Source organism: Fictibacillus aquaticus, from assembly GCF_002245695.1.
In the GTDB taxonomy this organism is placed as follows: domain Bacteria; phylum Bacillota; class Bacilli; order Bacillales; family Fictibacillaceae; genus Fictibacillus; species Fictibacillus aquaticus.
The window spans coordinates 275792-301204 of record NZ_NOII01000011.1; the positions used below are offsets into that span (position 1 = coordinate 275792).

Annotated in this window: 21 protein-coding genes; 2 read left to right on the forward strand and 19 right to left on the reverse strand. The window is 45.5% G+C overall.

What is annotated here, in order from left to right:
• Nucleotides 1–366: 366 nt before the first annotated feature.
• Nucleotides 367–1140: a Cof-type HAD-IIB family hydrolase gene (locus CGZ90_RS17000; RefSeq protein WP_094253719.1), complete on the reverse strand. Its 774-nt coding sequence runs from the start codon at nucleotides 1138–1140 to the stop codon at nucleotides 367–369.
• Nucleotides 1141–1279: 139 nt separating this feature from the next.
• Here CGZ90_RS17000 and CGZ90_RS17005 point away from each other — a divergent pair, with 139 nt between their 5' ends.
• The gene (locus tag CGZ90_RS17005; protein ID WP_094253720.1) at nucleotides 1280–1936 is read left to right on the forward strand and encodes a hypothetical protein; all 657 of its coding nucleotides are present in this window, start codon (nucleotides 1280–1282) and stop codon (nucleotides 1934–1936) included.
• Nucleotides 1937–1982: 46 nt separating this feature from the next.
• On the opposite strand, the gene CGZ90_RS17010 is transcribed toward CGZ90_RS17005, so the two are convergent.
• The 6 genes from CGZ90_RS17010 to CGZ90_RS17035 form a co-directional block, all read right to left on the reverse strand.
• Nucleotides 1983–2915 carry a glycine-rich domain-containing protein gene (locus CGZ90_RS17010; protein ID WP_094253721.1) on the reverse strand — a complete coding sequence of 311 codons (933 nt, stop codon included), beginning with the start codon at nucleotides 2913–2915 and terminating at the stop codon, nucleotides 1983–1985.
• Between the two features lie 169 nt (nucleotides 2916–3084).
• Nucleotides 3085–3621: a DinB family protein gene (locus CGZ90_RS17015; RefSeq protein WP_094253722.1), complete on the reverse strand. Its 537-nt coding sequence runs from the start codon at nucleotides 3619–3621 to the stop codon at nucleotides 3085–3087.
• Between the two features lie 213 nt (nucleotides 3622–3834).
• Entirely contained in the window at nucleotides 3835–4671 is an 837-nt protein-coding gene (locus CGZ90_RS17020; protein ID WP_094253723.1) for a DMT family transporter, read from the reverse strand.
• Nucleotides 4672–4788: 117 nt separating this feature from the next.
• Nucleotides 4789–5340, reverse strand: a complete 552-nt coding sequence (locus tag CGZ90_RS17025; RefSeq protein WP_094253724.1) for a zinc-ribbon domain-containing protein — start codon at nucleotides 5338–5340, stop codon at nucleotides 4789–4791.
• A 115-nt stretch (nucleotides 5341–5455) separates the two neighbouring features.
• A complete protein-coding gene (locus CGZ90_RS17030; protein ID WP_094253725.1) occupies nucleotides 5456–6013 on the reverse strand; it encodes a cysteine hydrolase family protein in 558 nt (185 codons plus the stop codon).
• 12 nt (nucleotides 6014–6025) lie between these two features.
• Nucleotides 6026–6868: an alpha/beta fold hydrolase gene (locus CGZ90_RS17035; RefSeq protein ID WP_094253726.1), complete on the reverse strand. Its 843-nt coding sequence runs from the start codon at nucleotides 6866–6868 to the stop codon at nucleotides 6026–6028.
• A gap of 212 nt (nucleotides 6869–7080) precedes the next feature.
• Here CGZ90_RS17035 and CGZ90_RS17040 point away from each other — a divergent pair, with 212 nt between their 5' ends.
• Nucleotides 7081–8283: an oxalate decarboxylase family bicupin gene (locus CGZ90_RS17040; RefSeq protein ID WP_094253727.1), complete on the forward strand. Its 1203-nt coding sequence runs from the start codon at nucleotides 7081–7083 to the stop codon at nucleotides 8281–8283.
• Nucleotides 8284–8362: 79 nt separating this feature from the next.
• Here the strand turns inward: CGZ90_RS17040 and CGZ90_RS17045 are convergent, their stop codons facing one another.
• From CGZ90_RS17045 to CGZ90_RS17105, 12 genes are all read right to left on the reverse strand, one after another.
• Nucleotides 8363–9808: a S8 family serine peptidase gene (locus CGZ90_RS17045; protein ID WP_094253728.1), complete on the reverse strand. Its 1446-nt coding sequence runs from the start codon at nucleotides 9806–9808 to the stop codon at nucleotides 8363–8365.
• Between the two features lie 191 nt (nucleotides 9809–9999).
• Complete coding sequence (locus CGZ90_RS17050) at nucleotides 10000–11469, reverse strand: protein adenylyltransferase SelO (RefSeq protein WP_094253729.1); 1470 nt, start codon at nucleotides 11467–11469, stop codon at nucleotides 10000–10002.
• Nucleotides 11470–11531: 62 nt separating this feature from the next.
• A complete protein-coding gene (locus tag CGZ90_RS17055) occupies nucleotides 11532–12671 on the reverse strand; it encodes a Ger(x)C family spore germination protein (protein WP_165766895.1) in 1140 nt (379 codons plus the stop codon).
• Nucleotides 12668–13759 (reverse strand): GerAB/ArcD/ProY family transporter, encoded by a 1092-nt coding sequence (locus CGZ90_RS17060; protein WP_094253731.1) that lies wholly within the window; start codon nucleotides 13757–13759, stop codon nucleotides 12668–12670. The genes CGZ90_RS17055 and CGZ90_RS17060 overlap by 4 nt, the downstream gene beginning before the upstream one ends.
• An 18-nt stretch (nucleotides 13760–13777) precedes the next feature.
• A complete protein-coding gene (locus tag CGZ90_RS17065; protein ID WP_094253732.1) occupies nucleotides 13778–15319 on the reverse strand; it encodes a spore germination protein in 1542 nt (513 codons plus the stop codon).
• Nucleotides 15320–15787: 468 nt separating this feature from the next.
• Nucleotides 15788–16861: a D-xylose ABC transporter substrate-binding protein gene (gene xylF / locus CGZ90_RS17075; RefSeq protein WP_094253734.1), complete on the reverse strand. Its 1074-nt coding sequence runs from the start codon at nucleotides 16859–16861 to the stop codon at nucleotides 15788–15790.
• 20 nt (nucleotides 16862–16881) lie between these two features.
• Nucleotides 16882–18402 carry a response regulator gene (locus CGZ90_RS17080; RefSeq protein ID WP_094253735.1) on the reverse strand — a complete coding sequence of 507 codons (1521 nt, stop codon included), beginning with the start codon at nucleotides 18400–18402 and terminating at the stop codon, nucleotides 16882–16884.
• A complete protein-coding gene (locus tag CGZ90_RS17085; RefSeq protein WP_094253736.1) occupies nucleotides 18377–19843 on the reverse strand; it encodes a sensor histidine kinase in 1467 nt (488 codons plus the stop codon). The genes CGZ90_RS17080 and CGZ90_RS17085 overlap by 26 nt, the downstream gene beginning before the upstream one ends.
• A gap of 2 nt (nucleotides 19844–19845) precedes the next feature.
• Nucleotides 19846–20817 carry a sugar ABC transporter substrate-binding protein gene (locus tag CGZ90_RS17090; RefSeq protein WP_094253737.1) on the reverse strand — a complete coding sequence of 324 codons (972 nt, stop codon included), beginning with the start codon at nucleotides 20815–20817 and terminating at the stop codon, nucleotides 19846–19848.
• A 467-nt stretch (nucleotides 20818–21284) separates the two neighbouring features.
• A complete protein-coding gene (locus CGZ90_RS17095; protein WP_094253738.1) occupies nucleotides 21285–22460 on the reverse strand; it encodes a sugar ABC transporter permease in 1176 nt (391 codons plus the stop codon).
• Nucleotides 22461–22472: 12 nt separating this feature from the next.
• A complete protein-coding gene (locus CGZ90_RS17100; RefSeq protein ID WP_094253739.1) occupies nucleotides 22473–23993 on the reverse strand; it encodes a sugar ABC transporter ATP-binding protein in 1521 nt (506 codons plus the stop codon).
• A 96-nt stretch (nucleotides 23994–24089) separates the two neighbouring features.
• Complete coding sequence (locus CGZ90_RS17105; protein ID WP_094253740.1) at nucleotides 24090–25190, reverse strand: sugar ABC transporter substrate-binding protein; 1101 nt, start codon at nucleotides 25188–25190, stop codon at nucleotides 24090–24092.
• Between the last annotated feature and the right edge of the window lie 223 nt (nucleotides 25191–25413).

The following is a 25413-nucleotide window of genomic DNA, read 5'->3' on the forward strand; positions in this document are numbered from 1 at the left end:
TCACTTGGTACCGTACCCCCAAAGTATGACTTGCTACTTAAAAACAATAAAACCCTGTAGTATACAGGGTTTTGGGGTTTATTAAGTTTAGTTTGCAGTTTCAGGTGATCAGGAATAGGAACCTTGCTCGCAAAGTCGCTAGCTTTTTCTCGTTTAATAGAACGATAGACAGCATATACGATGGCAGCGATGTTTATGACAATGGCGCTGCTGATGAATTCAATCATAAACAAGCTCCTTCTATAAAAATAGACTCTCTACGTAATAGAGAGTCTGCTGCTGCGGTAAAATTCCGCCGCACTTCATGTACATTAAGTATAAACACATATGTAAAATATGTAAATTTCTTAGTGTCAGTTGTTATGTCTAAATAATCCCATGTTTTTTTAATGCAAACTCAATTCCGTCCTCGCTAGATTTCTTCGTCACAAAATCCGCAATTGCTTTTAAGTTGGACGAACCGTTGCCCATTGCAATACCAAGTCCCGCCAGTTCCAGCATATCAATATCATTTTCGCCGTCCCCAAACGCAACAGCCTCTGAGGGATGAATATTAAAATGCTCCAGTACTTTAAAAATGGCTAACGATTTGCATACGTCTTCTTGTAAGACATTTAGTATATACGGATGCCATCTTTTAAATTTCAGATTTGGAAATGAGTGAATATACTTTTCTGCCATTTCATCGGTTGCATACAAACACATTAAATAGACTTCTTCCTCATGAATCAGTTGATTTATTGAGGGGTAATCATCCAGTGAAAGTGTTTCTTTTAAGGCCTGCAATATACTTTGATCTTTCACACCATTCATACTGAAATCTTCTGTATAAAAGGAAAGACCGTGATTTTCACCAAGGGCAAACTCAAACACTTCTCGGATGTTCTTCTGATCTAGCGGCACTTTATGAATCACCGCTTCACCGTGCTTCACGTACCCGCCATTTGCTGTGATAAATATATCTATCCCCAGCTCCCGAATTTCGCTGCACATAGAAAGCGGTCGTCCTGTCGCCACAGCCACTCTGATGCCTTTATTTTTCAAAGCCTGTATCGCTAGTTTTGTACTATTTGAAATGCTCCCATCCTCATGGTGCGTCAGCGTTCCATCCACATCAAAAAACACGATTTTGTAATCCATAAGTCCCCCCATTTTAATTCTTAACGTTTTCTTCTCTTACTTAATTGTAACTTATTTCAAAATACTTCCATAGGTCCATATACGAAGAGAAACTATTTTGTGTAAAATTAAGGAAGATAAACAGAGTGGAGGGCTGTCATTGGATTTTGTATTAGAACATAAATGGGTATTTTTAATTGCCGCTGAAGTTTTCTTTTGGATCTTCATGCTGACTTTCTTAGTGCTGCGCTATTGGTTTAAGCTGCATAAAATGAGTGTCTTGTTTATGGGTCTTTTTATCGTAAACGATCTGTGGATTGCAACAATGGGGTTCTTTGATTACTTAAAAACGGGGGAATTTGCGAGCTATCAGGTGATCATTTTAATCCTCATCGTTTATGCGTTTACATATGGGAAGAGTGATTTTAAGAAGTTGGATTATGCAATTCAGAAACGCGTCGCTAAAATGAAAGGCGAGCCAATGCCTGATCTGCACAGACCTGTGGCTTTATACGGAAAAGATCTGGCTAGAAAGGAAAGAAAGCAATTCACTGTTCATTTTCTTGTTTTCTGCCTGGTTCATATCGTACTTCTTTTTGTGGCTGGCCTATCTGATCAGTTTACGCAAAACCAAAGCATTCAGCAGATGCTCACGGAATGGTTCAATAGCAAAGATGGTCTTTACCCTTTTGATAATCAAACAATGAACAACTTGAGCAGAATCTGGACGATTATTCTTGTCGTTGATGGTGTCATCTCTCTCTCCTACACAGTCTTTCCTAAGCAGGAGAAGAAGCACGTTTCATTGGACAGATAGAGAAAAGGCCTTGCCAATTGACGGCGAGGCCTTTTGTCAGTTTAAATCAGTCCCCGCCACCGCACCCGCTGCTGCAGCAGCTGTCACTCGTGCAGCTGCTGTAACATGATGAGCTGGAATCTGTACTCTTATTCTTAGAAGAATAGGTCACAGGCTGCTGACCGTACACTGCTTTCATTTGGTTGGAATAATCATGGTGATGTTTGTAAGATGTAAAAATCATCGCCTCGGCAATAAGCGGTGCGTTTCCAACCTCTTCAACCACTCGCTTTGGCGTATAGTTTTGCTTTGTTTTATGTACATTGACTTTTATTTTTCTTTTTAAAGAATCGATGATTTCCTGAACTAATTGCTTATCTGCGTTCTTCCTGAAATATTTTTCTTTAAGATCTGCATGAGAGCATTTCAGGAAATCCTCTATCGTCTCTTTTGACAGTGGTGATTTGAAGAATCGGCCCCAAACAAATTCCGAATATGCCGTATGATGAAAAAGCTCCGTGTACAATAAATCAAACCACGCACGTCCGCTTGGGTCGGGTTTGAAAGTATCGTTTGGCGTGTGATGAATATGCTGGCCGCAAAATTGCTGGCAAAACGTTTCATAGTCTTTCGTAAACATGATCATCTCGTGCCAGATCTCATCCGCTTTCTCACTGAACATCGGAACATTTTTAGCCAGTGAACACATTAAAAAGAAACGCTGCAGTTCAAAAAAGTAATGATTATACGAGTCTTCGTTCGTTTTGGGATGTTCTGCAAAGTAACGTTTCTTAATTTTAGATTGATAATCTTCCGTTAACGCCATCTTAAGCGCCATTACGCTTTTCTCCAGTTGAAGTGACGCATTAACACCGAGGTGATCAGGTATAGGAACCTTGCTCGCTATATCTCTAGCTTTCTTTCGTTTAATGGAACCGTAGACGGCATATACGATTGCAGCCATGATGATGACAATGGCGCCGCGGATGAACTCAATCATAAACAACCTCCTGCTATAAAAATAGACTCTCTACCGTGATAGAGAGTCTGCTGCTGCGGACAATGGCCGCCGCACTTCATGTACGTTTAGTATAAATAAAGTTGTAAAATATGTAAAACTTTAACATATGTTGTGTTATGCCCAAATAATCCCGAGCTAGGGATATACTTTATTCTCGCTCCTTTGGCCAAGAGCCTTGCTGTTTACGAATTAATACAATTTGGCCTATATGATATACGTTGTGCAAGATTTGCCGAGCCATCACTCCGACAAGTTCATCATCCAGCTGACTGTCATTAACTTGTGCTAATGATGTTCGCAAACTTTTACAAATTAGATGTGTTTCTGCCAAAACTGCTTTCCATTTTTCAGAATCAGCTGGATCACCGGCATCTCCAAATGTATTCACTGACAAGATTGCCTTCCATTTAGAATCTGCTGGCTGCCCGATATCTCCAAATGCAGCTTTTGCATCAGATGCCTTTTTTCTAGGCTTTGTATCATTGGTTTGTCTAAGCAGAATGGCGTTGAAATAATTTAGATGGTTTACAGTTTGCCAGATTGTGTTCCCGCCTCCAGGAGGCTGCCAGCTTGCATCTCTGGAACTTAACCCCTCAAGAGCAGATTCTAAAGGTAAAAACCAAGTCTCCGTATCCCAACTAAAGTCGAATTCCATACGAAAAATATCCATTAGCTTTAGGTTCATTTATTTCCTCCCCCTCATCTTTAAGCTATTAATTTTGAGGTATTGAAGTGAAAGTGTTGAAACAATTTACTGTAGTTGTTTTAACCTAAAATACAAATTCGATATAACCACTACTAAACCTTGTTCAGCAAGCGAATTCGCAATAATCGATATTACCAAATAAAAATAAGCCAGTTAATTCATATGCGAATTAGCTGGCTTTTTTCCTTACTATTATATTTTAATAAAAATAATCCCGAGCAGCGCGGTAATAATGCCAACAAGCTGATACCGCTTCAGCTTCTCTTTAAACAGCCAGCAGCCTGCCAGGATAACAACAAGACAGTTCAGGCTGACAATCGGGAAGATGATGCTGGCAATTCCTTTTTGCAAAGCGTAAAAATAACAGCTGTACCCAATAACACTGACAAGCCCGACAATTGTGCCGATACTTGCTTCGGACTTCAGCCAGTTTTCCTTTTCCCGAAGACTTGTAATTCCGAGAAAAATACTGCCGCCGCCATACATGCAAATTAGCGTGTTGAGCGCGCTGATTTGCAGATGAGACGTCGTTTTCATTAAGATGCCTAGAATGCCGAACGAAAGTATAGCCAGAATAATTCGGAGCATCCATGGTCTGTATTCAAAAGCTCTGGCTGAACCTGGTGAATATTGAATAAGAATAGCAGAGCCAAGAATAACCATGATCCCCATCCATTGAATCAAGCTGATCTGTTCGTGAAAAATTATTGCTGAACCCAGAATCGGAAGGATCGCGTTTGCTCCGATTAGCGGGGACGTCAAGCTAGCCGGCCCTTTTTCAAACGCCTTAGACATCTGAATATTGCCGCTCGCGTTTAGTATGCCGATTGTGCTCCCGAGAACGATGGCAAGAAGGTCCAGCTTCAGAGCACCTATGGCCATTCCATAAGAAAGAGTGAGCAGAAACGCAACGATATAAAAGAAAAATTGAATATGCACCTTTGAATAGCCTTTGCTCGTACTCCATTTAAAAATGGTATTGTTCATCCCAAAGCTTAACGTTGTTGCCAATGCTGCAGCGATCCACATGGTTGCGCCTTCTCTCTATTATTTTCCATGACTTATTGTAAATCTATTAATAAGATGCTGCAATATAAAAAGCAGCCGAAAAAAACACCAGCTGCTTTACTCTATCATTTTTTCGATTTAGTCCATATCAACAATAAGCCAGTCTCCGTCTACCTTTTTCAACTCAATTGTTGTTTCGTCGCGGCCTGATCCGTATATCGGTTTTGGCGTCATTTCCAGCTTTACATTGACCTCTGCTCTGTTACCATCGATTTCTTCTTCAATAGCTAGAATGTCGATTTCTGCATTATCTGGAATATCTTCAGCATCATTATTCTCATCCCACGGAATACTCGGGTGAACATACTTGCCCGCTTCCTCCATGTCTTTATCCTCCATCGCATCAAAAAATGCTTCAACTACATCTTTTGGAGAATTAACCATCATGGAGTTAACCAAAAAACCAATTAACAGAATGGCAGCTATCCAGCCGTACCATGGTACTTTCTTAAAAATAGTTACGGCTTTCTCTTTGCTCGACGGATAATCATTTCGTGGCGTATCCGTTATAACCTGCTGTTCAGACTGCTGTGTTCCATGTTCTTCAGTAATTGTTCTTTCAGCCCCGCAATGACTGCAAAAGCGGGCGCTCTCCGGCACTTCCTTGCCGCATGACTTACAATGTACCATTTTATTAGCTCCTTACGTTTTTAAATTGCTGCTCTGTTATATCGGCTTAACGCTGTGATTATTTACAAAACAAAATAAGAAGCAGCTGCCATGATGGGCAACTGCTTCTTCCTATTTAACGATAGTCATTATGAGTCGGCGTGAACAAGTCTTCCTCTGATTTTCTAACCATTGAAAAATTGTCCACGTTATAATGTCCGTGCATGATGGCGTTGTGATGCTGAATAATTTGTTCGGCTGTGAGGACCTTTGAATCTGTCGTCGAATGTCCGTCGCCAACTAGTGTGACATCAAAACCATTAACGGTAGCTGCCCGCACTGCGGTATCGATGCAATGCTCCGTCTTACAGCCCATGATTACAAGATGCTCAATTTGGCTGTCCTTTAAATAAGGCAGCAAATCCGTCCCATAAAAAGAACTGGTCGCCTTTTTATCAAAGGTAACAGCTGAGGATGGCACCTGGATGCCTCTGTGTATTTCAAATCCCGGTCCTTCCCCATTCGCAACATCAAGGTCTCTCACGAAAACGATGGACGCTTGTTCATGCTGCGCCTTTTCAAGAACCGCATTAATGTTTTCAACTAATCTTTCTTTTTCAAAAACACATTGTTCCTTATCATTGCCTTCTATTAATTCCTGTTGAGCATCAATGACGAGCAAAGCTTGCTTCAAGAAATCACTCCTCTATTTGTTGTTTACCATTAAATCCTGGCTGCTGTATCTCTCCACCCGATCGAGCCACTCGCCGATATGCACATTGAAAAGCTCTGGCTGTTCTATATGAAGATTATGCCCTGCAGTATCCAAGATGGAAAAAGTAGCACGCGGGTACTTATCCAGGATGTCGTATGCGTCCTTATAACCTGTAACGTGATCCTGTCGCCCTACTAAAAACACACTCGGTTTTGCAAACTCTTCTTGATCAATGTCGAACGTAAAGCCATATGCTTGCGAGATTCTCTCCAGAAATGCGTGATCCGACATTTCAATTCCTGCAACAATTTCCTTCCTCGTCCTGTTCAAGGTATATTCGTTTAACACAACGGCAACAGAACGAAATTCGATTTGTTCTTCTTGCGATAGTGAATCTAGCAAATCATGGTCTACTACTAGATTAGCTTGTTCTGGAAGAGTCCTTGCTGTCCTGTCAGCGATTATCATCGGACAGATCAGCGCTGCTCCCAAAACACGTTCAGGCATTCTAGCTATAATTCCACGAGCGATATAGCCGCCGTAAGATTCTCCTGCTATTAAAAACGACTGTTCTGGTAAAAGGGAGTCTATGAATTGTATAACAGAATCCAGCATTTCATCGGAGTTTTGGATGTTTTCATAGTCTCTCGTTTTTCCCATGCCTGGGAGATCAAGATAGATGCGTTTGTAATCATCGTGATTCTTAAATGCAGGCTCCATGCAGCCTTTCATCAGTCGGTGATCCGGTGAAAAGCCATGAATCATCACAACTGGAGTACCTGAACCTATCATTTCATAATAAATTTCAGCTTTCTTCACCTTACAATACGCCATATTTCACCACTCCTTTTCCCTCACCTTCTCGTTCGGCAAAGCTGAGGGTGAATCCTTCAAAGCGGTGGATCTTTTGTTGGTAAGGTACTTGCGTGGGGTACGGTACCATTCATCAACATCTGGCTTTAAATCACCGTTTTGCGTGAATGGTACCGTACCCCCGACCTGCTGCATAGTATAGACTATTGCCTAGTTAGAGGAGGATCCATTGTATGAAGAACAATCCTCGTGATCAAGCACCAAATAATCAAATTCCGCAGCCAATAAGAAGTGACGGTACGGGATGGTGGGATTTCGGTCCGCGGAACGTCATGCGCGATATTCAAAATCCAGATCTGCTCGTTCCGCCCGTCACAGATGCTGGGAGTCTGCCTAATTTAAGGTTTTCTTTTTCTGACACGAACATGCAGTTGAATCATGGCGGCTGGTCGAGAGAAGTGACAGTCAGGGAACTGCCGATTGCCACTACGCTTGCGGGAGTAAACATGGCTCTGACGCCAGGCGGCATACGCGAATTGCACTGGCATATGGAGGCAGAATGGGCGATCATGCTGGTAGGTCGCGCACGCATCACTGCAGTCGATCAGAATGGAAGGAACTTTATCCAAGACGTCGGTGTAGGCGATCTATGGTACTTCCCCCCTGGCATTCCCCACTCTATTCAAGGTTTGGAGGAAGGCTGCGAGTTTCTGCTCGTTTTTGATAACGGGAATTTCTCCGATTTGAGCACATTATCCATCTCGGATTGGTTTGCACATACACCAAAGGATGTTCTATCGGCAAACTTTGGTGTGCCGGAAAGTGCATTCGCCAATGTTCCGGATAAACAGCTGTATATTTTCCAAGGGCAGATCCCAGGGCCAATTGAAACACAGGCAGTACCGGACCCCTATGGAACTGTGCCGCAAAGCTTCTCACACCGGCTGCTCGCGCAAAAGCCGCTCGAGTTTCCAGGCGGAAATGTTCGAATTGCCGACTCATCCAACTTCCCCGCTTCCGTTACAATCGCTACGGCATTTGTAGAAGTTAAACCAGGCGGAATGAGAGAACTGCATTGGCATCCAAATGCAGATGAGTGGCAGTACTATATCTCAGGTAAGGGGCGTATGACCGTCTTTTCGGGAGTCGGTACAGCACGGACCTTTGATTATCAAGCCGGCGATGTTGGCTATGTGCCGCGTGCATTTGGCCACTACATCCAGAACACAGGAACAGAGAGTCTTTGGTTTCTGGAGATGTTCAAGAGCAACCGCTTTGAAGATGTGTCGCTCAACCAGTGGATGGCACTCACACCGCAGCAGCTTGTTCAGCAAAACGTGAATGCAACCCCTGAACTGATGAACTCACTGCGCAAGGAGAAATGGCCGGTGGTGAAGTATCCGGGGTATTCGTATTATCCACGGTCGGGGAAATAACTAGTCGGGGTACGGTACACGCGGAAATGGAACGCAAAAAAGTGCACCCCTTTTCTAATAGGGGCGCACTCTTTTCGTTTTACTTATTACTCTTCAAGAAATTATAAATGTTAGCTTCTCCTGAACCATAAAGTGGATCAGCTCCGACCTTACCAAAATCAATTGCACTTTTTCTAATCGCGGCAGCAACTTGTGCTGGTGAATATTCAGGGTGCGCAGATTTAATGACCCCTGCCACTCCAGCAACTTTAGGGGCAGCCATTGACGTTCCGTGCAAGTAGGAGTAGCCGTGCCACTTTCCATCTGAAAATTGAGTTGTCGCATTTGAACCTACTGGATAAGAAGGATACGTAGACAGCGTTCTATAAGTAAAGTCACGCTTATTCAAATAATCCCCTGTTGGATTTTGACGGTACAAGCTGTCGTATACTGGCCCGTTATCTCCTCCAGGGCCTGCAACGTCAATCACACTTCCATAGTTAGAATAGAATGCAATGTTCTCATCTGACCACTGATTGGAAGAAGAAACCGTTACGACTCCTGGAATCTGTGCAGGGACTACACGAGATGGTCCTTTAATATCAAGGTTATATCTTGTCTTCCAGTATTCCTGCATGTCATGGATATTGTTAAGGTCCATAGAATCGTTACCAGATGATACAACAACCGTTGCGCCCTTTTTGATCGCATATTGAATTGCACGATGATAAGCGACCATTGAAGCTGAATCGCCTTTTTCATCTAAATTATGTGCCATCCAGCGCCAGCCGCCGATAGACATGTTAATGACTTCTACACCATCGTTTGCAGCAGCAACGATCGCATCTGTGATCCACGATTGCTGAGCACCGCCTGTTGCTCCAAAAACACGATATGCTCGAACCGTTAGATCAGGCCCTACGCCTTTTACTTTACCGTTTGCCGCGATGGAACCAGCAACGTGTGTGCCGTGCCCGTTTTTATCCCAAGCATCAGTCGTTCCAGGCACAAACGTCTTAGATCCCGCCAAGTCAGCGTTTGCCGCAAGATCCGGATGGCTAAAATCAATTCCGGTATCAATAACCGCAACAACTGTATCTTGATCTCCATCATTGATATTATATGATTCACCATTGTTGGTTAAACGGTGCATATCCCATTGCTTGTCCCAATAGCTAGGAGCTGCTGCGTCAAGCGTAACTTTATTTCCGTCGGCATTTCCTGGAGTAAATGCTGTTGAATCCTGGGGCTCTAAATAAGCCTCCAGCTCTCTGTCAGCAGCGTGTACATTGCTGTCTTTTTTTATTTTCGACAAAAATTCAGGATCGTTTGACTGAACTTCTACAATGCCTACTTCTTCTATGACTCGCTCTACTTTTCCGCCTGCTTTTGTAATCGCATTAGAAAAGTTAGCGGGAAGATTCCCTTTATAGGCAATCACATATTGATCAGACCCTGGAGCAGCATTTGTTTTTTCGGGCTGAACTCCAGCCAGTAAAGAAAAGGATAATGCCGTACAAACAGATAAAACAGCTAGCTTTTTCATCAACATCTCTCCTGCCATCCTTATTGTTTTTACTCACGCAATATTGTCATTTTAAAACCAAATCTATTAATTTATTGTCGAAAGATGGAGGTTAATAGATAGAATTTTTCGACAATAGTATTTTAGGATAATATACCTAAAAATGACTTGTCTCTGTAATGAGACAAGCCATCCATTTTACCTATTTTTTCTCATGTCCCGCAAAACGTCTTATAATCCCCAGCAGAAGGCCCCGGCGGCTTAGCATACTCCGCCTGCTCCGGAGTATGTGCATAAGGATTCTTCAGCACAGTAAGCAGTTTTTCCATCATACTATAATCTCCGATGTTAGCCGCAGCCAGCGCCTCTTCAACCCGGTGGTTGCGCGGGATGATGGCAGGATTGCTATTACGCATCAGCTCATCAGAATCAGCTTTTGACTCTTCCTGCCTGCCTCGTCTAGCTTCCCACTTTTCATGCCACTGAGTGAACTCCGCGGCACAGTTCATGCCCGTGTCCTCCAGCTTATTAAACGTCAGCGCCACAAGCGTATTCGTATAATCCGCTTTATGTTCCTGCATCAAATTAAGAAGCTCTCCGATCAGTGCCTCATCTTCTTTTTCCTCATGGAACAATCCAAGCTTAGCTCTCATTCCCGCAAGCCAATGAGCTTGATACAAGTCAGAGTAACCGTACATTGCCTCCTGTGCCATTTCAACCGCTTTCTCCTGCTCTTCATGGAACAGCGGCAGCAGTGTTTCTGCAAAACGGGCGAGGTTCCACCCGCCGATGCGCGGCTGATTTGCATAAGCATAACGGCCCTGTCTATCAATAGAGCTGAACACCGTCGCCGGATCATACGTATTCATGAACGCGCACGGACCATAATCAATCGTTTCCCCGCTGATCGTCATATTGTCCGTGTTCATGACCCCATGGATAAAACCGGCCAGCTGCCACTTCGCGATAAGAGCTGCCTGCTGCTTGATTACTTCCTTAAGCAGAGCCAAGTAAGGCTGATCCTCACCTGCCGCTTCTGGATAATGCCGCTTAATCGCATAGTCTGCCAGCGCTTTCACTTCGTCTACTTTACCTCTTACATGCGTTGCAAACTCAAACGTCCCGACACGAAGATGGCTCTCCGCAACACGAGTAAGAATCGCACCCTTCAGCTCCGTTTCGCGATAAACCGTCTCACCTGTTGTCACCACAGCCAGACTGCGGGTCGTTGGAATGCCGAGTCCGTGCATTGCCTCACTGATAATGTACTCACGCAGCATCGGGCCAATCGCCGCACGGCCATCTCCGCCGCGGGAGTAAGGTGTCCTGCCTGATCCCTTGAGCTGAATATCGAACCTCTGACCCTCTGGAGTGATCTGCTCTCCAAGCAAAATCGCCCGGCCGTCCCCTAGCATCGTAAAGTTGCCAAACTGATGACCAGCGTATGCCTGCGCCAGCGGCTCACCGCCAGCAGGAGCCGTGTTCCCTGCAAACACAGCCGCCATGCCTTCATTTTTCAGTTCTGCAATATTCAATCCAAGCTCCTTGGCAAGCTGCTCGTTCACCACAATTGTGTTTGGAGCCTCGACAGGATTAAAACTGACTTTTGTATAAAAAGCTTCCGGCAGCGAGGTGTAGCTGTTTTGTAAATTCCAGCCTGCTGCGTTTTGATTTGTATTCATGTGAGCTCCTTTAAGCTGTGACGTTTATTTACCGTGATTATACCCTGAACCCGGAGCAACCACTAATTTTGTGTATTCTTTTTCCCGATCATCCCGTAATCTTGAATGGTCAAATCCGCATGATATGTGACTTCCGCCTCGCTGAACGTTTTGTCCCAATCGCCCTTGACCTCATTCCATAATCTCGGATAATGGATGCGAAGCTGGCTGCCGAAGCCGGCAACGTCCACTTTATATTCTTCTTGCATCTTTTTGACGACATTACCGACGAGCCGCACTACTTCCTTTTCTGCCTCTCTTTCGATACTTCTCACATTTTTATTTTCAAACGCGGGGCGTTCATGCGGGTTCCAGTATTCTGCAACCCTTCCGTCTGATTTGATTTTCACGTCAAATGAGATTCGACCATTGATGACTTTCGGCGTTATCTCGCTATCTAACGTTTTTAATTGAAAAAAAACAGGATGCTCCTTTTTCGACCGGTATGCTTTGACCGTGCCGCTTTTACTGTCGCCTGTCAGCCAGTTGATGCCTTCAATCTCTTTTTTGTTAAACGTGCCGATCATCTTTCCGGTCTTTCCTTTAATAATGGCGGCACCATCAAATTTGACCTCGCCTTTTTTCGTTTTCACGATCTGCTGCATCAGGAAGCTCGTGCCGCTCTCGAGCTTGGCGAATGTATCTGTTAAAGTAACCGGTTTTAACAGGCGCGTGGTAAGCTGCTGGTTCGCAATTTCATTAATGTGCATAGCAGGTATGCTTTTGTCTGACAGCTCAAGAGTGTCACTCGCTCTTCCTTTGGCGATGAACACGTTCGCACTCCCGCGAATATCTACGTCTCTGTAATGCAAGTCCATGAGCTCTTCCAGGTTCAATTCTTTTGCTACGTCACTCGCTATCACGATCGTTTTCTGGTGAGCGCCGAATATGAACCCTTCTTTTTTCAGCGTCATTTCCCAGCCGATTGGCTCAAGTGAAACTCCTTTTTCTGTGATGTTCACATACGGCTTAACGGCCGTTCCTCCGCCTTTATTGTTTTGCAATGCTGCAGGAACGACATATTGCAGCGTCGAACTAAGTTTATTCCCTTCTTCCTTATCTACCGCGGACCCGACAATAATATTCAGCTCTTCAATCGGCTTACTGCTCCAACACCCCGACAGAAGCGGCACAAACAACAGCACATACAGACACCTTCTCATGTGTTCTTCCTCCTTATATACGATAAAAGGAGGAGCAGCCCCGGTATCGTACCAAACAGCACGAATCCGAACTTCGAGATCCATCCGCCGAACGCGAATAATGAGTTAATATTTTTCGGTGTCATAGCAATCAGATAAACAACTGGGAGGACACCCCAATAAAAGATTTTCGTGTCTTTTTTAAAAACTTGAGCGAGCCCCATCGCCACAGCAAAGTATGACACTATAAACGTTGAAAAGATCTCCATAATCCAAATGACAAGCAGCAGTGAATCGAACCGTTCAAAGAAAAGACCCGTAATCTCATAGCCTCTTATAAACGTTAAAACAGGCCACGTCTGGCTGAGCACACCTTCTACGGAGAGAGCCCCCACAATCACGACCAACGTCAACGTGTAAAAGATGAGAGGAACGCCGATTCCGATCAAGACTACTTTTTTCGCTTTCTCCTGGTTTTGCATGAACATGTAAATAATTAAGATAATTTCATAGCCGCTGTAGGATAAAGCGGTCGCCGGCACACCATCAATGATTGGTTTAATGCCCATACCGAGTACTGGGCGGAGGTTATCAAGCTCGAAAATCTTCAGTCCGAGAAAAACGACCACAATAAAAAAAAGGACGGTGATGGGAAAAATGATTTCCAGCAGCCGCGCCACCGCGTTTATGCCCCCTAGCGTCAAATAAAGCCCAATCCAGATAAACGGCATGATGATGGCCCATATTGGAGTTCCTTGCAGCAGAAATAGACCTGTCGTTTCCGCCATCACGCGAACCTCAAGGGCAGCGAGGAGAAGAAAATAAAAGACGACAGCCAAGCTGATAATTGATCCGAGCGTTTTACCGACGATCACCTGATTGTATTGATAAAATGTCTTGTCCGGATACTGTTCGCAAAGCTTTACCATGATTAGTGCGATGACCATTGATATGAGACCGCCGACAATGACCGCAATCCAGGCATCCGGTGTCATCATTTTTTCGGTTGCCACCCGCGGCAGCGTAAGTATACCGGCTGCGAGCATCATGTTAATTAATATAATGGTGGTCTGTGAAGTGCTAATCCTGTCAGCCGGAAGCCTGTTCATCATCTGCATCTCCTTTCATCACTTTCTAGTCTGGTCTTTTGTCTGAAGCTGATCTGGCCGCTTTTTCATTAAGAAGAGCGGTGCACGGATGATCATGTCGAGCCAATCTTTAACTCGATACGGCGAGACTGGGCTCAAGTACGGCATTCCAAAACTTTTCAGCTTCACCAAATGAGCTCCGAGCAGCAGGAAGAACAAGATGACCCCGTACAACCCGAACACAGCAGCAAAAAACATGGCAATAAAGCGCAGCATTCGCAGCGCGATGCCGGCGTTGTACTGCGGAATGGAAAAGGACGTGATCGCAGTGACCGCCACCACGATGACCATGATAGGACTGACGATACCGGCCTGAACCGCCGCCTCACCGATAATCAAGCCTCCCACGATTCCGATGGACTGGCCGATTGCCTTAGGCAGGCGCAGTCCCGCTTCACGCAGAATCTCGATCGAAACCTCCATGATCAAAACCTCGATTAATGGTGGAAAAGGCACCCCTTCACGGCTTGCAGCAATGGAAAATACGAGCTTCGTCGGAATCAAGCCTTGATGAAACGAGACAAACGAAATGTAAACAGCTGGCGTAAACAGCGAAATAAAGGCCGTTAAATAGCGCAGCATCCGGATGAGCGACCCGATCATCCACCGCTCATAATAGTCCTCTGGCGTTTGCAGCAGCATATTAAATGTGACCGGAGCAATCAGCGCGAACGGCGTTCCGTCCAGAAATATAGCCACTCGCCCTTCCAGCACCGCGGCAAGCACCCGGTCCGGACGCTCTGTGTTCTGCACCTGCGGAAATGGGCTTAGAAAATCATCCTCGATCAGCTGCTCGATGTACCCCGACTCCTGCAGCGCGTCAATCTTAATTCGTGTAATGCGCCTTTTCACTTCCTCCAGCAGCTTCGGGTCCACGATGTCACTAATGTACGCGATCGCGACCTCTTTTTTCGCACGATCGCCGATTTGGTACGATGTGATGGCCAGGCTGTCCGTTTTGGCTAGCCTTCTTAGCAGTGCCGTATTATGACTGAGACTCTCAATAAAGCCGATTCGCGGTCCCCGAACCATCGACTCTGACGGCGGTTCCTCCATGTTTCGCTTGAGAACCTGCGATTCGCCGAACGTGAACCCTCCGGCCACACCCTCTACGAGCAGTCCAGCAGCTCCCGTCATTACGCTAGACGTGAAACTGTTGATGGTGCTCGCTTCTTTCAACTCGCAGATCGGCATAGCGCGGTCAAACAAGTAATCTCTTAATTCATGGTTATTAATGTGACGGCCATCACCGTCCATCAACAGCATGTTCACGATATAGTCATTAATCAGCTCTTTATCGGATAAACCGGCCACATAAACCACCACAATCGGAATCTTGTCCGGTCCAAACCGGTACTCACGAAAACGGACATCGGAGTTGTGGCCGATACTCTCTTTGACCGCAGCTAAATCGGCTAATATAGATCCCGATATGGGCTGGTGATCAGGATTAGCTGCCGCATGCGGTTGTAACGATTCGTTTTGTACCCGTTTTGAACTTTTCCTGCCTCTCCACCTCATCTGCCTCACTCTTTCTCTAAGGAATGCATCCAGCTATAAAACATCGCGATGCAAAACGGCACCAGGAACACAACAATTGCCTGAAAAAACACGTATTTATCCGGAATAAAAGGGGCAATGACCTCCCACACACCCATCACCTCTCTGCAAACTTATCATTCTTACCCATCATCACCAGAAAAAGTGGGTTTTATACTAGATTGAGAGGATTTAGAGTTGTTAGATTCCGGGATTAAGAGGGGCGCAACGGTGTGTTTTGCTTGTTTGCGTGGGGATTTTACTTGTCGCGGGCGTGTTCTACACATTTGCGGCCGTGATTTGGCTGCGCGCGGGCGCGATCTCGATATTCGCGGGCGTAAACCAGACATCCGCGGGCGCAAACTGCCCATACGCGGGCATAATTCCGTTATTTTCCAAAAACTGCACCAACTCCTCCCCCAACAAAAAAAGCAAGGAATCTAGAATCCCTTACTTTTCAACCACCTTATAAACTTCTTCCTTCGAGTGAAACCCATCCGCAATAATCGTTTGATCAATATTTCTCTTATTCACCGCGATCGGTGAAAGCAGCACAGACTGCACCTCGATTTTCCCGTTGTTTATCTTTCGGTCTGCCTTAACTTCATCGCCTTTAGCCATCATGACCGCCAGCTCTGCCGCTTTTTCGGTCAGTGCTTTAATCGGCTTATACACTGTCATGATCTGTGTGCCTTGGACGATACGCTGTACACCTGCTAACTCTGCGTCTTGTCCGGCAACTGGAATTTTGCCTGCAAGCCCTTGAGCCGCCAGTGCCTGGATGACGCCGCCGGCTGTTGCGTCGTTTGCAGCAATTACCGCGTCGATTTTATTTTGGTTCGCTTTAAGAGCCGCAGTCATATTCACAAGCGCATTAGCCGGCGTCCAATCCTTAGACCATTGATCATACACTACTGTTATATCGCCTTTATCAATAAGCGGCTGCAGAACTTTAAAGACGCCTCTTTTAAACAAGTGAGCGTTGTTGTCCGTTTCCGCACCGCCAATGTACACATACTTCCCTTTAGGAACGAGCTTTGTTATGGCATTGGCCTGCATCTCCCCGACCTTTTCATTGTCAAAGGACACATACAAGTCGATTTCACTGTTCTTCACGAGACGGTCATACGCGATCACTTTAATGCCGGCCAGATGCGCCTTTTTCACGATTGCCGCCATCGCTTCGGCATTATGAGGAACAACAACAAGCAGGTCCACGCCTTGACTGATGAGTGTTTCCGCTTGCTCGATCTGTACAGCATCATCCCCATTGGCTGCCAGAATCTCTACTTCCGCACCGAGCGATTCGACTGCCTCTTTAAACAGATCACGGTCCTTCAGCCAGCGCTCCTCCAATAATGTATCCATTGAAAAGCCGATTTTAATTTTGTCTGTTTCTTTTTCCGCAGCTTTTGGTGCAGGAACCGCTTTACCATCATTCCCATTCTGGCTGTTGCTCTCTTCACAAGCCGAAACTGCAAAAATCAAAGCCATTAAAAGAAGAAGCTTTATCATTTTCCCCATCCATGATGCTCCTTCTGTCCTCATACTCTTTTACCAAGAACGGTCTTGCGGTATTCAGTAGGTGAAAGCGCCACCATTTTTTTGAACACTTTGCTGAAATAGTTCGGTTCGTGATAGCCGACCTCGAACGTAATCTCTTTTAAGCTTTTCTCAGGATCCGCCATCAGTTTCTTTGCCTTTTCGATACGGCATTCTGTCAAAAAATCGATATAGTTGATGCCGAGCTTTTCCTTAAACATCTTGCTGATATAGATCGGGCTCAAGCCGACTTTTCTGCTCAGTGCGTCAAGAGAAATGTCTTCATGAGAATGCTCTGTGATGTACCGCTTGATCTGCTGCATCGTATCGGCCTCAAGCTGTTCATAGTGGGCTTGGTACGACTGCTTCATCTGTTCAAGCAAGTGGCTTGTTTCATTGCGCAGCTGCCGGAAATCCTGAGATTGATAGGAAAAGAGAGGCGTTTCCGTTTCCACGCCGATCTCGCTCATCACCCTTGCTGCGATCCAGAGCAGCTCAAGGACACGCTGCTGTGTTTGCAGCAGATCAGCGCCTTCATTCTCGCAGCGCTGTATCAGGTCCATAACATGCGTACGGATGTTATCCCATTTTCCAAGCCGGATTTCATCAAAAAACTGTTTCTCACGCTGTTTCGTGAGCGGCTTGTCATCCGTATTGCCCGATACACGAACATCCGAATAAAAACGATATTTTACAGGCAGCGACGTATCCATCGTCGCAATAAGCGATTCTTGATAAGACTGGCGCACTTGATTTAAAGAGCATGATACGTTCCCGATCCCAACAAACCAGCCTGCTCCAGGGTTTGTTTTGGCAAGAGACAATATCTCGTTAGCAAGTGCTATCGCTTGAGAGCGAAACGACCGGTCTTGTTTCCGAAACACGATAATCGGCAGCTGGCGTCCGTACAAAGCACCAACCCAGGCACTTTCTGCCCGTCTGACCTTTTCTTTTACTGCGGTATAGAGGCTTTCCCCACCCTCTGGCAGCAGGATGCTCATCACAAACTGTTCGTCTGTTGAAGGGATGTCCAGCATTTCAACGAGCATATCAAGGTGAACGTCATGAACATGGTCGAACAGCAGCTGTGTTACGACATCCGTCTCAACGAGCGGCATCGCTTTTTCTAAAACATCCAGTGACCTCCGCTCTTCCCGGATCTCGTCGAGCACTTTTCCGACAGTAGCCACAATTTCGCTCACTTTGCTCGGCTTCAGCAGATAATCCTTTACGCCAAGCTTGATCGCCTGGCGGGCGTAATCGAACGTATCAAAAGCTGTAATCATCACAAATTTAGTCCAAGGATCGGCAGCCGTAATATGCTGTATCGCTTCAAGACCGTTCATCCCCGGCATCTGGATGTCCATTAACACTAAGTCAGGCTTAAGTTCATCTGCCATCTGTACGGCGACTTTACCGTTCTTCGCTTGAAAAATTTCAATTTCAGGAAATGACTTTTGCAATATGACTTGCAGCCCTTCTCGTTCAATCGGTTCGTCATCCACGATCATTAGCTTTAACATGCTGTTCGACCCCCTTTGTTTTCGGTATTTTCATTATGATTTTGGTACCGTACCCCATACGGCTATGTATCTCCATAACGTCCTCTACGCCGTAAAAAAGCCGCAGCCGCTTCACGACGTTCGTGAACCCGATACCCGTCGAAGCGCCGTCTGTGTGGACAACCTCACCCGCAAGTATAGGCTGAATCTTGTGCTCCGGAATGCCTGGTCCGTCATCTTCCACCTCTACCATGACCCGCTCATCGCTGTCTTTAATACGAATCCATATAACCCCGCCATCCTCCCGCGGTTCAACCGCATAGATGACGGCGTTCTCAATGATTGGCTGCAATGTCAGACCTGGAATCTGAACATCGAGGCATGATTCGTCTATTTCCATATTCAATGTCAGGCGGTCGGTAAACCTTGCTTTTTGAATGTTCATGTATTGCTGAATGACCATGACCTCATCACGAAGAGTCACGGATCGGTCCAGCCACTTTAAGTTATAGCGCAGCAAGCCCGCGACGTTCACGAGCAAATCGCTCGTTTCTTCTGATCCCTCCAGATACGCCTTTTTAGAAAGCGTATTGAGTGTATTGAACAAAAAGTGCGGATTGATCTGGCTTTGCAGGTTTCGCAGCTGGCTTTCCTTCAGCAATAGCTTGCTCTCCTGCAGCTCATGCTCGAGCTGTGCCTTCTGCTGGATTTCCTGAAAAAGATTATTAATGTTAATCCGCATACGGTTAAAGGTCTGTGCCAGGAAGGAAATTTCGTCGTTCGAGTCGACCTTGATCTCTTTATCAAACTTCCCGGCAGAAAGCTCGTTTGCTGCGCGGGTCAGCTGCTGCACCGGCCTCGTTATGCTTAGACTGAACCAATACGTGATCATGAGCAGCAGGAACGTGATGAGCAGCATGAGCCAGATGCCAAGCTTCTTTAATTCAGCTGACTGATCGATAATGCCTCGGTAAAAGCGGTCATACGTTTTCAGCTCAGTATCGATCAATGTGAGCGTCATCTCGGATATGTATTTTGAGATGCGCGTCGCTTCCGTAAACTCTCTGTTCGATGCCTCTGTATCGCTCTCCGAGTAAAACATGAGCGACCGGTCGGTTGTCTCGATTAAGCTGTCGATCAAGTTCATATAGTTGGTCAGCGCAAATTCGTTCTCAGTATTTTTTAATTGCTGCACGTCATCTTTTGCCCGCCTGATGTTCGCTTTGCTGTGGTCAAGCTTGTCCAGGTTCACTTCAGACGGCTCCAGCAAATAGTTATTCAAGTCCGTCACTACATGCTGGCTCGCACTGGTCACTTCATTCATCCTTAAGTATCTCTGCAAAATGTCGTTATATTGGCTCTGCGTTTTCTGGTTGTAGTATGTAAGCGTTATCCAAATAACCGCCATGATGACCAGAACGACCGCAGCAAGCATCCATATTTTCTTTTGAATTCTGTTCATGGCTAGTCCTTCGCCTTCAATATCCGAACATCGCTAAGGTAGCCATCCGCGTCGAGCGGAACCTTTTCGTTGCTCAGCCATTTGATCAATAAATTAACGCTCTTTCTCCCCATCATCTCTGGCGACTGTTCGATCATCCCGTCGATCTTTCCTGACTTAAGGAGTGAAATCGATTCAGAACCGTCGTCGAACGAATAAATATGATAAAGCTGAACCTGGCCGCGTCTGCCGATTTCCTGAATCATCGCGCCTGCGATATTCGCGTTTACGGCGATAAAGCCATTTGTATCTGGATATTGGTTCAGCAAATCCTGTGTTGTAGCGATTACCTGTTCCCTCGTATCAGCCGTTTCCGCATACACCGTCTTGACGTTTGGGTAATCACTGAACACTTCTCTCATGCCTTTTAGACGCTGCTCCTGATAATATTCCTTTTGGCTGTCACTCAACAAAACAACGTTCCCTTTAGGTCCCATATCAGACAGCATCAGCTGGGCGAGCATCTCACCAGCCAAGTATTGATCAGAGCCAACATACGTCTTTCGCAGGCTTTCCGCTTTCGGCACATCATTTGCTACCGTAATAATCGGGATTCCGTAAAAAGCCGCTTTAATTTTCGTCAAATCCTTAAACTTCTGAGTGTCGAGCCCTTGTACGATGATGCCGTCCACTTTTGACTGAATGGCTATTTCAAGCTTCTTTAAAAAGTCTTCTTGGTTTTTGCCGTAGCTTCCCCATACCTCAAGGCTCGCGCCATCTCTTTGCGCCTGTTCTTTTGCACCTGCTCCGACTTTGTCCCAGAACGGTGTTTCAAGTTCCTGCGTGATCAAAACAAGGCGGTAGCGCTCTTCTTTTTGAGTTGAAGCGGCAGGCAGCTCCCAATCTGACTGGAAGGCTTTTTGTGCTGTGATATATGTGAAATAACAAAGGATGATACAAAGCAAACTTAGTGTAATTATGCCAGCTTTCCGCAAGTGAAGTATCTCCTTTTTTTCCGGTAATTTACTATCCTTATTTTAGCATATCATTTGTGTAAAAATTTCTTTTCTGGTATCACAGGTTGTTTAATAAAAGAAACCGAAGAAGCCGTTGATCTCCGTTTCAGGCGCACGCTTTCCGCGGGGCGGGCGGTGAGCCCCTTTGCCGCTACGCGCCCTAAAGGGTCTCACCTGTCCCACTCGTCCCGCTGGACAAGGAAGGCTACGGCAGCAAGACATCGCACGAAGAAAATGTAATTTTCATTTTCGAGGAGTCGGCGCCTTACACTCCGATCAACTTATTCAAGGAAGCTTATGAAAGAAAAAACCTCAAAAATTTCCTGACAAAGATAGCATTTGTGTTTTGCAAGAAGCAGCAAAAGTGGATGTAGAGTTATACATTTAAACAGAAAGAAGGACGTTCAACGTGTGCATTGAACGCCCTTTTATTTGTATGAGTAGAACTATCCTCTCTTTTTACGTGTCATGACGTCAAAGAGTACGGCTCCGACGAGTACGCCGCCTCGGATGATGTATTGTGTGGATACGCCGACTCCTAGGAGGTTCATTCCGCTGGAGAGGGAGGCCATTACAATGGCACCGATGATGGCGCCGGTTACTTTACCTACTCCGCCGGCGGATGATACACCGCCTACGTATGCTGCAGCGATTGCGTCGAGCTCAAAAAGTGTTCCTGCTGTTGTTGTCGCTGACTGAAGTCGTGATGTGAATAGGATTCCGGAAAGGGCTGCGAGCATTCCCATTGATCCGAACACGATGTACGTAATTTTGTTTACGTTGATTCCGCTCAGGTGCGCTGCTTCCGGGTTGCTTCCGACTGCATAAATGTGGCGGCCGAGCACGGTTTTTGTTGTTAAGAAGTGATACGCGATTACGACGAGCAGCATGATCACAACCGTCCAGGAGAAGCCGTTATAGCCTGCTAAAATATAAGTAACATAAGCGATGATTGCTGAAACAAAGACTAGCTTAATTGAGAAAATCCCTTTAGATACCACATCAAATTGATACTTGATCTTGTTGCGGCGTGTAGAGATTTCGCTGTACACATAAAATAAAATAGAAATTAATCCTAGAATAAGAGATAGCAAATGCAGTCCGTTCACAACCATAAGTGACGGGATAAATCCGTTTCCGATAGCGTTGAACGCGTCGTCCTTAATAATGATCGTCCCTGTCTGCTCGGTTACCTGGAGCAGTGCACCGCGGAAGATCAGCATCCCTGCAAGTGTTGCGACAAATGATGGGATCGCGTATCGGGCAATCAGCAGGCCGTTGAACAAGCCAATTACGATTCCGAGTACGAGAATAATAGGAATAGTTGCGTAAATTGGCATTCCCATTTTTGTTAAAAGGATAGCTGTGATGGCGCCGAGGAATCCGGCAGCGAATCCAACTGATAAATCGATGTGGCGGATGACGATAACGAGTGTCATACCTACCGCTAATACAGCGATGTAGCCTGTAGAATCTAATAGATTGCTGATGTTTCTTGATGACATGAACAGCCCATCCGTCATGATGGAGAACGTGAGCATAATCACGAATAAAGCGATATACATCCCATAATCACGGATATTCTCTTTCACTAACGATCTTGCTTCATTGATAAATTGCATGATGTTTACCCCCTATTGCGTTGCAAGCTGCATGATGGATTCCTGACTGGCTTCTTCAATCGGCAGCTCGCCTTTAATCTTGCCTTCCGCCATAACATAAACACGGTCGCTCATCCCGAGCACTTCACCGAGCTCAGAAGAAATCATGATAATGCTCATCCCTTGGTCAATCAGCTTGTTCATGATTGTATAAATCTCAAATTTAGCACCTACGTCGATACCGCGTGTCGGCTCATCGAGAATGAGCAGCTTCGGTCCGACAAACAGCCACTTGCCGAGAGACACCTTCTGCTGGTTGCCTCCGCTCAGGTTTCCGACCGTCTGTTCAAGTGACGAGGCTTTAATGTACATCGACTGCTTATACTCTCCAGCTCTTTTCACTTCTTCATTCTCGTTAATGACGCCGTTATCCGCTACGCTGTTCAGGTTTGCCGCGGTAATGTTGTTCTTAATGTCCTGAATGAGGAACAGCCCGTCGCCTTTACGATCCTCCGTTACATATGCGATGCCCGACTTAATGGCGTCACTTGTATGCTTAAACGTCTTGACCGCGCCTGCGACCTTCAGCTGTCCTTCCAGCTTGTAGTTCTTCGGATTGCCAAAAACACTCAGCGCAAGCTCTGTGCGGCCCGATCCCATCAGACCAGCGATTCCGACAATCTCACCTTTTTTAATATTAAAATTAACGTCCTTTACGACATATCGGCCTAGCTCGGTACTGTAAGCCGACCAATTGCTCATCTCAAGGATTTTTTCGCCAATCTTTTTATCAGGACGCTTCGGATAAATATCATCAATATCGCGTCCGACCATGTTTTTGATAATCACGTTCTCTGTAATCTCACCTTTAGAAGCATCCAGTGTGCAGATGGTCTTTCCGTCACGAAGCACCGTCGCATGATCCGCGATCGCGATGACTTCCTTCAGCTTGTGCGAAATCATGATACTTGTGATGCCTTGATTCTTCAGCTCACCCAGCAGGTTCAGCAGGTTTTCGCTGTCATCCTCATTGAGTGCCGCAGTCGGTTCATCGAGAATAAGAAGCTTAACGTCCTTGCTCAATGCTTTAGCGATCTCGACGAGCTGCTGTTTTCCTACACTCAAATCTTTTACGAGTGTTTCAGGGTTCACGTCGAGCCCTACCCGCTTTAGCATTTCTTTCGCCTGCCTGATTGTCTGGTTCCAATCCACCAGATTTCCGCGCTTTACTTCATTGCCGACAAAAATATTTTCATAAACTGTCAGATCCGGAAACAGCGCCAGCTCCTGATAGATGATGACGATGCCTGTTTTTACGCTATCACTTATCTTGTTGAACTGCTGTACGCTGCCCTCGAACACGATGTCGCCCTCATATGTTCCATAAGGATATACGCCGCTTAGCACCTTCATGAGCGTGGATTTTCCTGCTCCGTTCTCTCCGATCAAGCAGTGAATCTCGCCTTTTTCGACTTTAAAATTAACATTGCTGAGCGCCTTCACTCCTGTAAACTCTTTGGAAATCTGGTTCATCTCCAAAATATATCCGCTCATCATGATCCCTCCATTCGCCAAACCATAGACAACATTGTGAAAATAGTGATAGACGAAGTATCTATCACTATTCCCGCGTCCTGCTATGCTATTTTCTTATTGAAGACCAGTGAACTCGTCAGCTTTGTAGTATTTAGAATCGATAAGCTCTTTCTTCACATTGTCTTTGTTTACAACAATAACGTTTGTCTGTTTCGCTTTAACTTCAACCTTGCCGTTGTCGTAAGAACCAGTTGTTTCCACTTTCTTATCATCAAGAATATCAACAGCCATTCCCATTGCATCCTTTACAAGCGTACGAACATCTTTAAATACTGTCATAGATTGCTTGCCATCGATTACGTATTGAATTGAAGCTTTCTCGGCATCCTGTCCTGTTACAAGGAAGCTAGTAACAGCGCTGTCAGATCCGAAAACATCTGCGATTGAACGAGCTGTTCCATCGTTTGGAGCAAGGATCGCTACATCACCTTTAGAGTCTGCAGCAGCAGCTGTCAAGTGAGTCTGTGCTTTGTTTTTCGCTTCGTTTGCATCCCAGTTTGTTGTAACCTGGCCGATGATCTTGCTTAGCTCATCGCGTGAAAGCTCAGCTTTGTCTTTTAGAGCTTCAGCTTCGCTAGAGTTAGCGATCTTGAATGTGCCGTCAGCGATTTTTGGCTGAAGAACTTTCCAAGCACCTTCGAAGAACAAGAACGCGTTGTTATCAGAAGCCGCACCAGCGTAGAGGTAAAGCGGCGTGTTAGCACCTTTAGCATTGTCGATCAAGTACTGACCTTGCGCTGCACCTACTGCAAGGCTGTCGAACGTTACATAGTAATCTACTGCATCCGTGTTAGTGATCAAGCGGTCATACGCGATAACCGTAATGTCATCCTTCTTTGCAGCTTCAACTGCAGCTGCAGCAGCACCGCCGTCTTGCGGGCAGATGATAAGAACATCAATACCTTTGTTGATCAAAGTCTCAACGTTTTCTTTTTCCTTAGCAGAAGAACCTTGGCTGAAAAGAATTTCAGTTGTGTAATCTGTACCTTTCAGCGCATCTTTAAAGCGCTGCTCATCCTGCACCCATCTTGGCTCATCTTTAGTTGGCAATACGATACCAACGCTAACCTTGCTCTTACTGTCACTGCAGCCAGCTGCAACGAGCATAACCATGATCACAGCAAGAAAAAGAGATATTAATTTACTATTCTTCATTTCAAATCCCCCTTTTGTAAGTGTTTACAAGTTAATTATAGGTACAGGGGAACCATGTTTGAAAGCGCTAACAATAGCACTCTTTTAACATTATCTGTACTTTTTTGTGGTTGGGGAATCTCAACATAAAAAAAGAGGCTGGCGTGGGCGCCAGACCTCTTTGGGATTTGTATGTTTTTAGGATTTGCCCGTAAATTTTAATTTTTGACCGCAAATTCAAGTT